At 71.2% G+C, this 15,359-nt stretch carries 15 protein-coding genes; 7 read left to right on the top strand and 8 right to left on the bottom strand.

Annotated elements, in window-relative coordinates:
- Window positions 1-9: 9 nt before the first annotated feature.
- Complete coding sequence (locus tag H4696_RS49240; RefSeq protein WP_086861697.1) at window positions 10-972, bottom strand: TerC family protein; 963 nt, start codon at window positions 970-972, stop codon at window positions 10-12.
- Between the two features lie 305 nt (window positions 973-1,277).
- On the opposite strand from H4696_RS49240, the gene H4696_RS49235 reads away from it, so the two are divergent.
- The 3 genes from H4696_RS49235 to H4696_RS49225 are packed head-to-tail and all read left to right on the top strand — an operon-like array spanning window position 1,278 to window position 5,819.
- Entirely contained in the window at window positions 1,278-4,139 is a 2,862-nt protein-coding gene (locus H4696_RS49235) for an alpha/beta fold hydrolase (protein ID WP_086861696.1), read from the top strand.
- Entirely contained in the window at window positions 4,136-5,059 is a 924-nt protein-coding gene (locus H4696_RS49230) for an ABC transporter permease (protein WP_169735030.1), read from the top strand. The genes H4696_RS49235 and H4696_RS49230 overlap by 4 nt, the downstream gene beginning before the upstream one ends.
- A gap of 19 nt (window positions 5,060-5,078) precedes the next feature.
- Window positions 5,079-5,819, top strand: a complete 741-nt coding sequence (locus H4696_RS49225; protein WP_086861695.1) for an enoyl-CoA hydratase/isomerase family protein — start codon at window positions 5,079-5,081, stop codon at window positions 5,817-5,819.
- Here H4696_RS49225 and H4696_RS49220 read toward each other — a convergent pair.
- Window positions 5,816-6,316: an SRPBCC family protein gene (locus H4696_RS49220; protein ID WP_086861694.1), complete on the bottom strand. Its 501-nt coding sequence runs from the start codon at window positions 6,314-6,316 to the stop codon at window positions 5,816-5,818. The genes H4696_RS49225 and H4696_RS49220 overlap by 4 nt on opposite strands.
- Before the next feature lie 236 nt (window positions 6,317-6,552).
- Between H4696_RS49220 and H4696_RS49215 the strand changes: the two genes are divergently transcribed.
- Window positions 6,553-7,944, top strand: a complete 1,392-nt coding sequence (locus H4696_RS49215; protein ID WP_086861693.1) for a S28 family serine protease — start codon at window positions 6,553-6,555, stop codon at window positions 7,942-7,944.
- Between the two features lie 58 nt (window positions 7,945-8,002).
- The gene (locus tag H4696_RS49210; protein ID WP_086861692.1) at window positions 8,003-8,389 is read left to right on the top strand and encodes a VOC family protein; all 387 of its coding nucleotides are present in this window, start codon (window positions 8,003-8,005) and stop codon (window positions 8,387-8,389) included.
- Here H4696_RS49210 and H4696_RS49205 read toward each other — a convergent pair.
- From H4696_RS49205 to H4696_RS49180, 6 genes are read right to left on the bottom strand one after another with little or no spacing between them, the layout of a single operon-like run.
- Window positions 8,386-8,733 (bottom strand): MmcQ/YjbR family DNA-binding protein, encoded by a 348-nt coding sequence (locus H4696_RS49205; protein WP_086861691.1) that lies wholly within the window; start codon window positions 8,731-8,733, stop codon window positions 8,386-8,388. The two genes, H4696_RS49210 and H4696_RS49205, sit on opposite strands and share 4 nt — an antisense overlap.
- A complete protein-coding gene (locus tag H4696_RS49200) occupies window positions 8,730-9,128 on the bottom strand; it encodes a type II toxin-antitoxin system VapC family toxin (RefSeq protein ID WP_086861690.1) in 399 nt (132 codons plus the stop codon). Before H4696_RS49200 ends, H4696_RS49205 begins: the two co-directional genes overlap by 4 nt.
- Window positions 9,125-9,397 (bottom strand): type II toxin-antitoxin system VapB family antitoxin, encoded by a 273-nt coding sequence (locus H4696_RS49195; RefSeq protein WP_086861689.1) that lies wholly within the window; start codon window positions 9,395-9,397, stop codon window positions 9,125-9,127. Before H4696_RS49195 ends, H4696_RS49200 begins: the two co-directional genes overlap by 4 nt.
- Window positions 9,398-9,457: 60 nt before the next feature.
- Window positions 9,458-11,614: an excinuclease ABC subunit UvrB gene (gene uvrB / locus H4696_RS49190; protein ID WP_169735029.1), complete on the bottom strand. Its 2,157-nt coding sequence runs from the start codon at window positions 11,612-11,614 to the stop codon at window positions 9,458-9,460.
- 46 nt (window positions 11,615-11,660) lie between these two features.
- Complete coding sequence (locus tag H4696_RS49185) at window positions 11,661-12,266, bottom strand: carboxymuconolactone decarboxylase family protein (RefSeq protein WP_086861687.1); 606 nt, start codon at window positions 12,264-12,266, stop codon at window positions 11,661-11,663.
- Between the two features lie 12 nt (window positions 12,267-12,278).
- Window positions 12,279-13,706, bottom strand: a complete 1,428-nt coding sequence (locus tag H4696_RS49180; RefSeq protein WP_086861686.1) for a DUF5685 family protein — start codon at window positions 13,704-13,706, stop codon at window positions 12,279-12,281.
- 100 nt (window positions 13,707-13,806) lie between these two features.
- Between H4696_RS49180 and H4696_RS49175 the strand changes: the two genes are divergently transcribed.
- Complete coding sequence (locus tag H4696_RS49175; protein ID WP_086861685.1) at window positions 13,807-14,325, top strand: ribonuclease FAU-1 family protein; 519 nt, start codon at window positions 13,807-13,809, stop codon at window positions 14,323-14,325.
- Window positions 14,326-14,442: 117 nt separating this feature from the next.
- Window positions 14,443-15,348, top strand: coding sequence for an ABC transporter ATP-binding protein (locus H4696_RS49170; protein WP_086861684.1), 906 nt, complete (start codon window positions 14,443-14,445; stop codon window positions 15,346-15,348).
- Window positions 15,349-15,359 lie beyond the last annotated feature (11 nt).

Genomic DNA, 15,359 nt, shown 5'->3' with positions numbered 1-15,359 from the left:
GCGAACGACTTACGCGGCGACCTCTTTGCGCTCGTCGCGCCGGGCCTTCGCCAGGCTGGCCACCGTGGTCACGGACAGCACCACGATGATGACCCCGAGGGACACCCAGTTGTTGATGTCCAGCCAGTCCGGCACGACGTGGTACTCGTGCAGCGCGTGCAGGAACAGCTTCGCGCCGATGAAGGCGAGGATCACCGCGAGGCCGTAGGTGAGGTAGACCAGCTTCGTCACCAGCCCGCCGAGCAGGAAGTACAGCTGCCGCAGGCCCATCAGCGCGAACGCGTTGGCGGTGAAGACGAGGAACGCCTCCTGGGTGATGCCGAAGATCGCCGGGATCGAGTCGACCGCGAACAGCAGGTCCGCGGAGCCGATGGCCACGATCACCAGCAGCATCGGCGTGATCATCCGCTTGCCGTTCAGCTTCACCGTGTACTTGTGCCCGTGGTAGTCGTCGGTGACCGGCGCGAACCTGCGGACCTGACGGGTGACGGCGTTCTCGTGGTACTCCTCGTCCTCGCCCTTGCCGCGCAGCATGCTGATCGCCGTCCAGATCAGGATCGCGCCGAAGAGGAAGAACACCCAGACGAACTGCGCGATGAGCGCGGCGCCGATCGCGATGAAGACGCTGCGCATGGCCAGCGCGAGGAGGATGCCGACCAGCAGCACGCGGTGCTGGTGGATGGCGGGCACCTTGAACGACGCCATGATGATCATGAAGATGAACAGGTTGTCGACGCTCAGCGAGTACTCGGTGATGTAGCCGGTGAAGAACTCGACGCCCGGGTCGTGCCCGGCGAAGATCCACACGCCTGCCCCGAAGAGCACCGCGCACGAGACGTAGAAGATCACCCAGCGAGCGGCTTCCCCCGTGGTCACTTCATGCGGCTTGCGATCGACGATGACCAGGTCGAGCGCGATGAGCGCGAGCAGGCCGCCGATCGTGGCGATCCACAGCCACAGGGGGACAGTCATGAAACCAGAACCTCCGGATAGTGCGCATGAGCAACTAACCGGAGGTCTCTCCCGCCGGTGGAACACCGGCCGACGGTGCCGGGGGCGCTAGGGCCACCGTGCTGACGACACCGCCGCGAAGGAATACTCCCCTCACAGCCGTTCCAGTCTGCCGGTTACCCCCACCCGAACGCCAGCCGGAACGCCGCACGTCACCGGGTTGGTCCTGTAATTTCGGTCACTTCGGTCCACCAGGTGGTCTCGCGCGTGTGATCGCTGTGAGCCGCGCGGAGCACTCTCAGCAAACCTCAAATAGGTTTCTCCTCGTGCCCCGATTCCCGCTCCCGCGCACCCGCGGAGCCCGCCTCACCGCGCTCGCCGCGGTCGTCGTGGTCCTGGCCGCCGGCGCGGTCTTCTGGATCACGCGGCCCGCCGCGCCCGCGCCGGTGCCCACGCAGGACGCGCTGATCGACCTGCCCGCCGCCCCCGGCTCGGCGGAGCAGGTCAAGATCGACACGACGACCTACCTGCCCGCCACCGTGCCCGCGCCCGCGGTGCTGCTCGCGCACGGCTTCGGCGGGGACAAGAACAGCGTCGCCGACGACGCCCGCGAGCTCGCGCGGAAGGGCTTCGTCGTGATGACGTGGTCCGCGCGCGGGTTCGGCAAGAGCACCGGCAAGATCGGGCTCAACGACCCGGACGGCGAGGTCGCCGACGCGAGCCACTTGATCGACCGACTCGTCGCGCAACATCAGGTGACGACGGATCCGAACGGTGACCCGAAGGTCGCCGTCACCGGTGCGTCCTACGGCGGCGCGCTCTCGCTGCTGCTGGCCGGCACGGACAAGCGCGTCGACGCGATCGCCCCGGTGATCACCTACAACGACCTCGCGCAGGGCCTGGTCCCGAACGCGGCCACGCCCGCCCTCACGGCGTCGGGCACCCCCGCGGCCGGCGCGTTCGCGACCGACGGCGTGTTCAAGAAGAGCTGGGCCGGGATCTTCTTCTCGGCGGGCTCCGGCGCCGCGGCGAGCGGGTCGCCGTCGGCCGAAGCCCCGGAAGCGGGGCAGGAGACCGACACGGGCACCACCGGAGCGGCCGGCACCGCGGCCGCGGCCCCCGCCGTGCCCCAGGGTGCGGGCGGCGGGCGCCAGAACGGGCCGGCCGATCCGTGCGGCCGCTTCACCGCCGCCGTCTGCCGCGCCTACACCGAGCTGGGCACCACCGGGCAGGCGAGCCAGGCGAGCGTCGACCTGCTGCGCCGCGTGTCCCCCGCCTCCGTGACGGGCAAGATCACCGTGCCGACCCTGCTGGTGCAGGGCGAAAGCGACACGCTGTTCGGCCTCGACCAGTCCGACGCCAGCGCCCGGCAGATCACCGCGGCGGGCGGCAAGGTCAAGACGATCTGGTACACCGGCGGCCACGACGGCGGCAAGCCGGGCCCGCAGCTGCGCGCCAAGATCGGCGACTTCCTGTGGACCGCGGTGAACGGCGGCGACCCGGGCAGCGGCTTCAGCTACGACGTCCAGGGCACGTTGCGCGCCAACGGGACGCCGTCGGTCCGCACGGTCACCGCCGACACCTACCCCGGCCTGACCGGCCCCGCGACCGAGCGGCGGCTGCTGCCCATGTCCGGTCCCGCCCAGCCGGTGGTGCGCCCGGCCGGCGCGAACCCGGCCGCGGTGAGCGGGATCCCCGGCCTCAACGGCGTCGCGAGCAGCTCGTCGCGGCTGGGCGCGCTGTTCAGCAACGACCCGCCGGGCCAGGCCGCGCAGTTCACCACCGCCGCCTTCGACGGCCAGGTCGTGATCAGCGGCTCGTCGACCGTGCGGCTGCGGGTCGCCGCGGACCCGGCGCACCCGCAACCGGACGCGGTGCTGTTCGCGAAGCTCTACGACGTCGGCCAGGACGGCTCCCGCGTGCTGCCGGCGAACGCGATCGCGCCGTTCCGGGTGAGCGGGCTGCCCGCCGACGGCACACCGGTCGACGTCACCGTGACGCTGCCCGGCATCGTCCGCCCGATCGAAGGCGGCCACTCGCTGCGGCTCGTCGTCGGCACCACCGACCAGGCGTTCGCCGCGCCGGCCTCGCCCGCGGTCTTCCGGATCGCGCTGGCGAGCGGGACCGCGCTGGCCGTGCCGGTCGTGCCCGGCACGTCGGTCGGCTCGCCGGCCCCGGTCGGGCAGCTGGTCGGCATCGGCGTGACGCTGGCGATCGGCCTGGCCGTGGTGCTCTTCGCGGCGCTGCGGCGCCGCCGGGCCACCGACGTCGATCCCGAGCTGGCCACGACCCCGCTGGTCATCGAAGGGCTGCGCAAGCAGTACGCGGGCGGGTTCGTCGCGGTGAAGGACCTCTCGTTCCGCGTCGAGCCGGGCCAGGTGCTCGGCCTGCTCGGGCCGAACGGCGCGGGCAAGACGACCACGCTGCGGATGCTGATGGGCCTGATCACGCCGACCGAAGGCAGCATCCGCGTGTTCGGGCACAAGATCGCCCCGGGCGCGCCGGTGCTGTCGCGGATCGGCTCGTTCGTCGAGGGGTCCGGGTTCCTGCCGCACCTGTCCGGCCGGGCGAACCTCGAGCTGTACTGGGCCGCGACCGGGCGGCCGGCCGAGAAGGCGCACTTCGCGGAGGCGCTGGAGATCGCCGGGCTCGGCTCGGCCGTCGAACGCCGGGTGCGGACCTACAGCCAGGGCATGCGGCAGCGGCTGGCGATCGCGCAGGCGATGCTCGGCCTGCCGGAGCTGATGGTGCTCGACGAACCGACCAACGGGCTCGACCCGCCCCAGATCCACCAGATGCGCGAGGTGCTGAAGCGGTACGCCGCGACCGGCCGCACCGTGGTGGTCTCCAGCCACCTGCTGGCCGAGGTCGAGCAGACCTGCACGCACGTCGTGGTGATGCACCGCGGTTCGCTGGTGGCCTCGGGCGAGGTCGGCGAGCTGGCCGCGGCCGGCGGCGAGGCGACGTTCCGGGTCGACGACCCGGTGGCGGCCGCCGCGGCCCTCAAAGCGGACGGCGGGGTCACCTCGGTCGACGTCGAGGGCGACCTCGTGCACGCCGATCTCGACGGGCTGCCCCGCGCCGAAGCCGTGGCCGTGCTGGTCCGCGCCGGCGTCGCGGTGGAGCAGGCCGGGCCCCGGCGCCGGCTGGAAGACGCGTTCCTGCAACTGGTCGGAGAGGAATCATGAGCGAGGGTGTGCACACCGATCCGCACGCGCTCGACGAACTGAGCGACGTCGCTTCGGCCGAACACGCCGGCGTCGGCGCGGACGGCGCCGTCGAGGGCTACAGCGCCCGGCGGACGCTGCGGCTCGGCGTCGAGCTGCGGCGCCAGCTCAAGCGGCGGCGCACGCAGTTCCTGCTCGGGTTCGTCGCGATCCTGCCGTTCATCCTGGTGATCGCGTTCGAGCTGGGGCAGTCGAACCCGAACCGGCGCAGCGGCGGGTTCGTCGACCTGGCCACGGCTTCGGCGCCGAACTTCGTCGTGCTGGCGCTGTTCGTGTCCGGGACGTTCCTGCTGCCGATGATCGTGGCGCTGTTCTTCGGCGACACGATCGCGAGCGAGGCGTCGTGGTCGAGCCTGAAGTACCTGCTGGCCGTGCCGGTGCCGCGGCAGCGGGTGCTGCGGCAGAAGGCGATCGTGTCCGGGCTGCTCTCGGCGTTCGCGCTGGTGCTGCTGCCGCTGGTGTCCCTCGGCGTCGGCATCCTCTGGTACGGCGCGGGCGACGCGATCAGCCCGACGGGTGACGCGGTGTCCTTCGGCGACAGCCTGCTGGCCATCGCACTGTCCACTGTGTACATCATCCTGCAGCTGGCCTGGGTGGCCGGCCTGGCGCTCGCGCTGAGCGTGTCGACCGATGCCCCGCTCGGCGCGGTCGGCGGCGCGGTGCTGGTGGCGATCCTGTCGCAGATCCTCGACCAGATCACCGCGCTGGAGGGGCTCCGGAACTACCTGCCGACGCACTACGCGTTCTCGTGGATGGACCTGATCTCCACCGACGTCGACTGGACGAACCTGGCCAGCGGCATGCTGTCGGCGGTCATCTACGGGACCGTGTTCTTCCTGTACGCCGGGCGGCGGTTCGCGCGGAAGGACATCACGAGCTGAAGCCGGTACGGTCGGGCCCGTGCCGATCACGCTGGAGAGCCACCAGGACATCGCCGTGCTGCGGATCGACCACGGCGGCGGCAACACCCTCGACACGGACTCGTGCCGCGAGCTCGTGCTGCGGCTGGAGGAGGTCGAACAGGCCCGCGCGGTGGTGCTCACCGGCACCGGGCGGGTCTTCTCCGCGGGCGTCGACCTCAAGCGGGTCGACGAGGGCGGCGCCGCCTACGTGTCGCAGTTCCTCCCGCTGCTGTCGGACGCTCTGCTGGCCGTGTTCGGCTGCCCGCGCCCGGTCGTCGCCGCGCTGAACGGGCACGCCGTCGCCGGTGGTGCGGTGCTCGCCGCCGCGTGCGACCACCGCGTGCTCGGCAGCGGCACCATCGGCGTGACCGAGCTGCTGGTCGGGGTGCCGTTCCCGCTGGCCGCGCTGGAGATCCTGCGCTGCGCCTACGGCACGGCGCCGCTGCCGTCGCTCACCTACTCGGGTGAAACCCGCAGCGGCGAGGACGCGCTGGCCGCGGGCCTGGTCGACGAGCTGGCCCCGCCGGACCAGGTGCTCGACCGGGCGCTGGCCGTCGCGGACCGGCTCGGCGAGCTGCCGGCCGAGGCGTTCGCGCACACCAAGGCCCAGATCCGGCAGCCCTTCCACGAGCGGATCGCCGAGTACCGCCACTCCGACGACCCCGAGGTCGAGCGGCTGTGGCGCTCGCCCGCGGCGCTGGCCGCCGTCAAGTCCTATGTGGACCGGGTGCTGCGTTAGGCGCGCACACCGCTTTCGGCGAGCGCCTTGATGCCTTCGACGGTCTTCTGCATGTTGGCCTGCAGCTCGCCGAGGCGCATCGCGACGATCTCGTCCTCGTGCTCGGGCATCGAGCCGATGATGGTCGTCAGGTTGGACGGGCCGGGGCCGATCTGGGCCCACTGGCGCAGGACCGTGCCGTCGCCGTCCGGGACGAGCTCGAACTTCCACGACGCGGCGGGGTTCGTCACGTCCATCACGGCCCACGCGAACAGCCGCCCCGGCTCGTAGCCGGTCACCGTCGAGACGGTCTCCCACTCCCCGGCGACCGGGTGGGAGTTGCGGCCGCGGAACCGGGCGCCCAGGCCGGGCTCGGAGCCCTCGACCCAGCCGCCGCCCTGGAACTCGTTCGAAAACCGGGCCGGCAGGTCGACGTCGAGCAGCCAGGACCAGACCTCGTCCGGGCCGGCTTCGATGCGGACTTCGACCTGCGTCGTAGGACAGTCGGAAACCTTCATGGCGGACCCCTCGCTCGATGCCGGTGCCTACGGCTTCGGACGGTAACGCGGGGCCGATCACGCGGACAACTCGCACGGTGCCCGCGACCGCGCACGGTCGAGGACGCCGACCCGCCGCCGGCCGTACCCGCCGAAAGTCGGGTTCTGCCCGGATCTGCGCCCGGACAGCCGATTGCCGACCCCGCCCGGTTCTGTGAGGGTCCCACGGAGAGTTCGTGAGCCGGGGAGGGTGCTCGATGCGCAGACTGTTCACCGCAGGCGCGGTCCTGCTGGCGATGGCGGGCCTGGCCCCGGCGGCCGCGGCGGCCCCCGACATCAAGGCCGAGCTGCAGAAGATCCCGGGCCTGACGATCACGTCGGAGGACCCGGCACCGGCGGGCTACCGGTTCTTCAAGCTCACCTACACCCAGCCCGCCGACCACCGCCACCCCGGCGCGGGCACGTTCCAGCAGCGGTTCACCCTGCTCCACCGCGACTTCGCCGCCCCGACGGTCGCCTACACCAGCGGCTACAACGTCAGCGGCTCCCCCAACCGGTCCGAGCCGACCCAGATCGTCAACGGCAACCAGCTGTCGATGGAGTACCGCTACTTCACGCCTTCGCGGCCAGAGCCGGAAAACTGGGCGAAGCAGCTGACGATCTGGCAGGCCGCCGCGGACGAGCACCGCGCGGTGCAAGCGTTCAAGGCGATCTACCCGGGCAAGTGGCTGGCGACCGGCGGCAGCAAGGGCGGCATGACGGCGACGTACTTCCGCCGCTTCTTCCCCGACGACGTCGACGCGACGATCCCGTACGTCGCCCCCAACGACGTCATCGACCCGGTCGACGTCTACAACCGGTTCCTGTCCCGGGTCGGCAACGACCCGGCGTGCCGCGACGCGTTGAAGGCGATCCAGCGGGACGCGCTCAAGCGGCGTGACGAGCTGGGCGCGATCGCCGCTGCCGACGCGGCTCAGCGGGGGCTGACGTTCTCGATCGTCGGCTCGGCGGACAAGTCCCTCGAGATCTCGGTGATCGACTCGTACTTCGCCTTCTGGCAGTACCAGACACAGGCGGACTGCGCGACGGTCCCGGCGGCGGGCGCGCCCGCGGCGGAGGTCTACGCCTGGTACGAGAAGGTGGAGAGCCTCAACACGTACTCCGACCAGGACCTGGCGCCCTACATCCCGTACTACTACCAGGCGGCGGTCCAGCTGGGCTCGCCCGAGGCGTACGACAGCTACCTCCGCGACCTGCTCCGCTACCCGGGCGCCGACCAGCCGAAGACGTTCGTGCCGTCGTCGATCCGCCTGCCCCGCTTCGACTACACGGCCATGCCGGACATCGACTTCTGGGTGAAATCCCGCGGCACGCGGCTGCTGTTCGTGTACGGCTCGAACGACCCGTGGGGCGCGGAGCCCTTCGAACTGGGCTTCGGCAGCCGCGACTCGTACCGGTACTACGTGCAGGGCGGCAACCACGGGTCGAAGATCGCGCAGCTGCCCGCGTCCGAAGCCGCGGCGGCGACCGCGACGATCCGCCGGTGGGCGGGACTTCCGGCGGCATCGGCCTTGACGGCACGCAGCGCACCGGCCGGGTTCCCCGAGTTCGACGCGGACCTCACCCTGACGGAGCGGCCACCGCTGTGACTTTGGGCGGGCCGGGCGTAGTCTCACGGCACCTGACGGCCCGGCCCGAGGAGGCGGCATGCCTCGCCCCGTCCACTTCGAGATCCACGCGGGCGACCCCGAGCGCGCGGTGGCCTTCTACACGAGCGTGTTCGGCTGGAAGTTCGAACGCTGGGGCGAAGCCCCGTACTGGGTGATCTCGACCGGCGAGGGAAATGGAATCGACGGCGGGCTCCTGCCCCGGCAAGGCCCGGCACCCGAGGCGTCGGCGCCGGTCCACGGGTTCGTCAACACGATCGCGGTGACCGACCTCGACGCGTCGCTCGATGCGGTCACCGACGCGGGCGGGACGCTGGCCCTGCCGAAGAACCCGGTTCCGGGCGTCGGCTGGCTGGCGTACTGCACGGACACCGAGGGCAACGTCTTCGGCCTGCTCCAACCGGACGAGAACGCCCCGGCGCCCTAGGGCCGTTTCGCCTTCGGCAGCCGCGTGACGACGGAGTCGTAGGACGCGTCGATCAGCTCTTCCAGCTCGGCTTCCGGAACCCCGGCGCCGAGTTGAACACGGTTCCAGCCGTAGCGGCCGAGGTAGTCCATCACCGTCACCGCATCCGGGTGGCGGGCGCGCAGCTCGGCCGCTTCTTCTTTCGTGGCACCACATTTCACGCCGACGCTGCCGGGTTCGTCCTGCCCGATGAACGCGAAGCCCTTGCCGCCGACCTTGGCGACGAGCACGTGATCGCCGAAGGGGTAGGTCTCCTGCGCGCCCGGCTTCGCGAGGCAGTACGCGACGACGGCTTGGATGTTCACAGCTCCAGCTTCACCAGCTCGAGGTCGGTCTGGGGGAAGTCGTCGCCGACGCACAGCAGCGGTTCACCCGCGACGAACGCGGTGGCGTAGGTGAGGCAGTCGCCGAAGTTCAGCCCGGCCGGGTGCCGTCCTTTGCCGAAGCGCACGAACGCCATCTGCGCCGCGCGCCAGTGCGCATCGCCGAAAGAGATCACGTCGAACCGCCGCTGCTGCAGGAAGTCGGCCAGCAACGCCTTCCCGTGCGGGCCTTCCTTGTGCACCAAGACCAAGGTGGTCTCGACGAGGGTGGGCGCGCCGATGCGGCACGCCGGCGCGGCGCCGATCGCGTTTCCCAGCGCCCGCGCCATCGGCTCACCCATGATCGTCGCGATGACGGCGGAGCTGTCGAGGATCACACGCCACCCGGTCCGTATCCGAGAATTTCTTCGCGCTCCGCTTTGCCGATCGGCTTTCCACGGTTCTCGGCGGAGACCTGAGGCCAGATCTCCTCCTCCAGGAACCGGACGAACGCCGCACCGTCACGATCGGAACTCCGCCGCGCCACCAGCTCGTCACGCCGCAACCGCAGAGCCTCCCGGACGGCACCGGTCTTGGTGTCCCCCGTCAACTCCGCGACTTCCGCCGCCAGACGCTCAGCCTCCGCGTCCTTGATGTTCATCGCCATGGTGTAATGGTACCGATGATGGTGTAAGAGTTCCATTTCCGCCCCCCGCCGTAGCCGGGCCTACTTGATGCCGGCCGCGTCCATGCCCCTCAGCTCCTTCTTCAGGTCGGAGATCTCGTCGCGCAGCCGGGCCGCCAGCTCGAACTGGAGGTCGCGGGCCGCCTGCATCATCTGGTCGGTCATCTGCTGGATCAGGTCCGCGAGCTGGGCGCGCGGCATCGCCGAGACGTCCTTGTCCACCAGCATCCCCGAGCTGCGCACCCGGTCGCCCTGCTCGGGCTTCTTGCCGCGCGAAGAGTTGCGGCCCGAGCCGCCCACCGAGACCTGCTCGCTGTCCTCGGCCTCGCTGTACACGCGGTCGAGGATGTCCGCGATCTTCTTCCGCAGCGGCTGCGGGTCGACCCCGCGCTCCTTGTTGTACGCGACCTGCTTCTCGCGGCGGCGGTCCGTCTCCTCGATCGCGTGCTGCATCGAGTCGGTGATCTTGTCCGCGTACATGTGGACTTCGCCCGAGACGTTTCGTGCCGCGCGCCCGATCGTCTGGATCAGCGACGTCCCGCTGCGGAGGAAGCCTTCCTTGTCCGCGTCGAGGATCGCCACCAGCGACACCTCGGGCAGGTCGAGCCCCTCGCGCAGCAGGTTGATGCCGACCAGGACGTCGAAGTCGCCCGCCCGCAGCTGCCGCAGCAGCTCGACGCGCCGCAGCGTGTCGACCTCCGAGTGCAGGTAGCGCACCCGGATGCCCAGCTCCAGCAGGTAGTCCGTCAGGTCCTCGGCCATCTTCTTCGTCAGCGTGGTGACCAGGACGCGCTCGTCCTTCTCCGCCCGCTCGCGGATCTCGTGCACCAGGTCGTCGATCTGGCCCTCGGTCGGCTTGACGACCACCTTCGGGTCGACCAGGCCCGTCGGCCGGATGACCTGCTCGACGAACTCGCCGCCGGCCTGGCCCATCTCGTACGGCCCCGGCGTCGCCGACAGGTACACCGTCTGGCCGATCCGGTCGGAGAACTCCTCCCAGGTCAGCGGCCGGTTGTCGACCGCGCTCGGCAGGCGGAAGCCGTACTCCACCAGGTTCCGCTTCCGGGACATGTCGCCTTCGTACATGCCGCCGATCTGCGGGACCGTCTGGTGCGACTCGTCGATCACCAGCAGGAAGTCGTCCGGGAAGTAGTCGATCAGCGTCGCCGGCGCCGACCCGGCGCCGCGGCCGTCGATGTGGCGCGAGTAGTTCTCGATGCCGGAGCAGAACCCGACCTGGCGCATCATCTCGATGTCGTAGGCCGTGCGCATCCGCAGCCGCTGCGCTTCCAGCAGCTTGCCCTGCTTCTCCAGCTCCGCCAGACGTTCTTCGAGCTCCTTCTCGATGCCCTGGATCGCCTTTTCCATCCGCTCCGGACCCGCCACGTAGTGCGTCGCGGGGAAGATCCGGACCTCGTCGACCTCCTTGACGATGTCACCGGTCAGCGGGTGCAGGTAGTAGAGCTTCTCGACCTCGTCGCCGAAGAACTCGACGCGGATCGCCAGCTCCTCGTACGCCGGGATGATCTCGACCGTGTCGCCCCGCGCGCGGAACGTGCCGCGCGCGAACGCGATGTCGTTGCGCGTGTATTGCACGTCCACCAGCGCGCGGAGGAAGACGTCCCGGTCCAGCTGCATGCCGATCTCGAGCTTGGACGACCGGTCGAGGTACGACTGCGGCGTGCCCAGACCGTAGATGCACGAGACACTGGCGACCACGATGACGTCCCGCCGCGACAGCAGGTTCATCGTCGCCGAGTGCCGCAGCCGCTCGACGTCGTCGTTGATCGAGGAGTCCTTCTCGATGTAGGTGTCCGTCTGCGCGATGTACGCCTCGGGCTGGTAGTAGTCGTAGTAGCTGACGAAGTACTCGACCGCGTTGTGCGGGAACAGTTCGCGCAGCTCGTTCGCCAGCTGCGCGGCGAGGGTCTTGTTCGGCGCCATCACCAGTGTCGGCCGCTGGACGCGCTCGATCAGCCACGCCGTGGTCGCCGACTTACCGGTACCGGTGGCGCCCAGCAGGACGATGTCCTTTTCGCCCGCTTTGACCCGGCGTTCGAGCTCGTCGATGGCCGCCGGCTGGTCACCGGCGGGCTGGTAGTCACTGACCACCTCGAAGCGGCCGCCGGTCCGCGGGATCTCCGAGACGGGCCGGAAGTCGGACTGGGCGAGCACGGGGTGTTCGGTTGCGAAAGCCACGTCGACCAGAGTACGACCCACCACCGACAATTTCCGTCGGCCCTGGTCAGGAGGGTCGGAACACCGTCACGGACGTCACTTCGCCGCCGGTAACAGCGCAGTGCAGGACGGCGCCGGGCACCGGCTCGTCCCCGAAGCACGAGACCAGCACCCGGTCCGGCCCGGTCGCCTGGACCTCGGTGCGCGGGAACTCCGCCAGCACCCCGGCGACCTCGGCCGCAGGCGCCCCGAGGTAGGCCAGCACCACCTCGCGCGGGGCCGGCGGCGGCGGGATGGGCAGGCCGTGGCCTTCGAAGAGGCGGTTCAGCTGGTCGGCCGCCGAAACGGCGCGCGGGAAGCCGGCGAACGCGGCCGTCTGGACGACCACTTCGCAGATCTCGGCGGGCGAGAGCCCCGAGGCGAGACCGGTGCGGAGGTGGACGCTCAGCGGCGGCCCCACCATCCCCGCCGCGACGATCGCGGCCAGCGTGGCGGCTTCGCGGGTCCGGCTGTCGAGCGCGGGACGTTCGTGCAGGTGGCCGTAGACGGTGCCGACGGCCAGCTCGCCCAGCGCGGGGACCGTGGCGAACAGCGCGTCGAGCCGTTTCGCGCCGTCGTCGACCAGCTCGGCGAAGTTCTCACGGCCCCGGTCGTGCAGGTCGTCCATGGTCATCCCGCTCCCCCTTCAGCAGCTGCAGTCACAACAGGAGCAGCAGTCGCAACAGCCGTCACAGCCGCCACAGTCGCAGCCGCCGCACGTCTGCGGTTTCCCGCTCCACGGCCCAGGATAGGGATCGCGGCAGCAGAACTGGCACGTGCAGCACATGTACGGCGTGAGCGCGCAGCCGAGGAAGAAGTTGCGCTTCTTCGGCGGGACGGCGAACTTCGGGTACCAGAGGCCGCCGCCTTTGCCGTCGAGAGGCTCGGGACCGGAGGAATCGCCGGGTCCGCCCGGGCCACCAGGTCCGCCAGGCCCACCCGGACCTCCAGGCCCACCCGGACCACGGCCACCCGGCCCGCCCGGGCCCCGACCGCCGGGTCCGCCCGGACCGGGAGCACCGGGCGGCGGAACCGGCCCCGGCGGCGGAAACCCTTGCGGCCGCTGAGAACCCCACCCCGGCGGGACTTGCTGCGGCGTCGGACCGGGCCCGATCCACCCCGGCGGCGGCTGCTGGTGCGGATGCTGCTGCGGCGTCGGCCCCGGCCCGATCCACCCGGGCGGCGGCTGCTGCCCGAAGTCCGAACCGTGCCCGTGCGCCGCCCCATGCCCGAAAGCCCGCCGCACCGACTGACGCAACTCGTGCACCAGCAACGCGTGCACCAGCCCCGGCTCGGCGAACTCGGCCTCCCGCAGCGCCAGCTCCACCCCCAGCACCGCGTCATCGCACAACCGCCGCGCCTCGGCCCACGAAGTCCCGGTCACCCGCAACGGGTTCCACGCCCCGGCCGCAGCGTCCACCGCGTAGTCCTCGACCGCGTCCAGCAGGTGCGCCACCCGCCCGAACAGCCGTCCGGCCTCCGCCAGCGGAGCCACGTTCCCCGGCCGCCCGGCCAGCTCCGCCGTCCGCGCGAACGCCGCCGACGTGGCCAGTTCCGCGGGCTCGGTCGCCAGCAACGCCGAGTCCCCCGACCGGACCGACCGCTCCACCTCACCCTGGCGCGAAACGGCCTCGGTCAGCACCGAAGTGTCGAACCCCACCCGGCCACCGGTGCTGCTCCCCTGCGACGCCCACCGGGCCGCGACCCGGCGCGCGGCCAGAGCCACCGGACGACGGCCGAACGCGCCGTCGCCGTCCTCGACGTGGTCGCCGACCTTCGCCGCCGCCAGCACCAAGGACACCGCCGCCGCGAGCTGGGCTCCTTCGCCGCGCGCCACCGACGCCGTCCGCATGCCCCGCAGCGGGCACGGGCCCGCGTCGCGGCGCAGGTCGCCGCGCCGGGTCTGCGCCTCGAGCAGCACCGAGATGATCAGCCCGTCGTAGTTCGTGACCACGCGGGCCAGCTGCCCGTGCTCGTCACGCAGCGTCAGGCACAGCCCGCACAGGTGCGCCAGCCAGTCCGCGTGCAGTCCTTCGGACAGCCGGTGCCGACACGGCCTGATGATCCCGAACATCCCCGGTTCCCCTCACTCACAGTCGGCGCACCTTAGCCCGAACGTGTGGCGCGCGCGGCGAGTCTGCGTGATTCGTGACCCGCCCGGCAGGATGAGCGCCATGGCCGCACTGCACCCCCCGAAGGTCGAGGTCTTCGACCCCGCCGCGCGCGCGAACATCGACCCGAAGGGCATCCTGCGGGAGGTCGAGGAGTACCGCGAAGAACCCTTCGGCCTGTACCTCGCCCGCCCGACGCCGGGCCGCGCCCAGTTCCACTACCTCGAGTCGTGGCTGGTGCCCGGGCTGGGCCTGCGGTTCACCGACTTCTGGTTCTCCCCCGGCCACGAACGCGACCAGGACTTCTACCTCGACGTCGTCCGCGTCCGCCGCGACGGCCCGCGCTGGGTCGCCACCGACCTCTACGTCGACATCGTGCTCAAGGACAAGCTCTCGCTGCGGGTGATCGACACCGACGAGCTCCTCGACGCCAACGCCGCCGGCCTGGTCACCGCCGAAGACGCGCGGTACGCACTGGAAACCACCTACGCGGCGGTCGAAGGGCTGGCCGCGCACGGCTACGACCTCACCGCCTGGCTGGCCACGAAGGACATCGCGCTCACCTGGCGCCGCCACCCCTAGGGGCCGCCGCATCCTCCGAACGATGGATGCGGGGTGGGTCGTTCTGATGACGCGCCGCACCGGTCCGCCGCGGGATTCTCGATCTGTCGGATACGGATCGAGCAGGGGGACGGCGGCATGCCGGTCATCGAGGTCGAGCACCTCCACAAGCGGTACGGGGACAAAGTCGCGGTCGACGACGTCTCGTTCACCGTCGAGCGCGGCGAAATCTTCGGGATCCTGGGCCCGAACGGCGCAGGCAAGACCACGACCGTCGAGTGCTTGGAGGGCTTGCGGAAGCCCGACGGCGGCGAGCTTTCGGTGCTGGGCCTCGACCCGCGCCGTGACCGGGCCGAGCTGCGCCAGCGCGTCGGCGTCCAACTCCAGGAGGGCCGGCTGCAGGACAAGCTGCGGGTCGGCGAGCTGCTCGACCTCTACGCCGCGTTCTACCGGACTCCCGCGGACCCGGCCGAGCTGCTGGCCACGCTCGGCCTGACCGAACACCGGAACACCGCGTACAAGAAGCTTTCCGGCGGCCAGCAGCAACGGCTGTCCATCGCGCTGGCCCTCGTCGGGAGCCCGGAGCTGGCGGTGCTCGACGAGCTCACCACCGGCCTCGACCCGCAGGCCCGCCGCGACACGTGGGACCTCATCGAGACCGTGCGCGCCCAGGGCGTGACGATCCTGCTGGTCACGCACTTCATGGCGGAAGCCGAACGGCTCTGCGACCGGATCGCGGTGATCGACGCCGGCCGCGTCGTCGCCGTCGACTCGCCAGCCGGGCTGGTCGCCCGGGTCACCGACGAGCAGGTCGTGCGGTTCCGGCCGTCGGCGCCGCTGGACCCCGGCGTGCTCGGGGCGCTGCCCGAGGTCCGCGCGGCCGAGCGGCACGGCGAGCGCCTCGTCGTCCGCGGCGACGGGAACGTGCTCCACGCGGTGACGTCGCTGCTCGCGCGGCTCGGCGTGCTCGCCGGTGACCTGCGCGTCGAGCAGGCCGGCCTCGACGACGCCTTCGTCGCGCTCACCGGCCACCGGCCGGAGTGAAGGGGGAAACC

This window comes from Amycolatopsis lexingtonensis (assembly GCF_014873755.1).
Classification (GTDB): domain Bacteria; phylum Actinomycetota; class Actinomycetes; order Mycobacteriales; family Pseudonocardiaceae; genus Amycolatopsis; species Amycolatopsis lexingtonensis.
The sequence above is the reverse complement of the archived record's forward strand: the minus strand, read 5'-3'. Positions and strand labels throughout refer to the sequence as shown.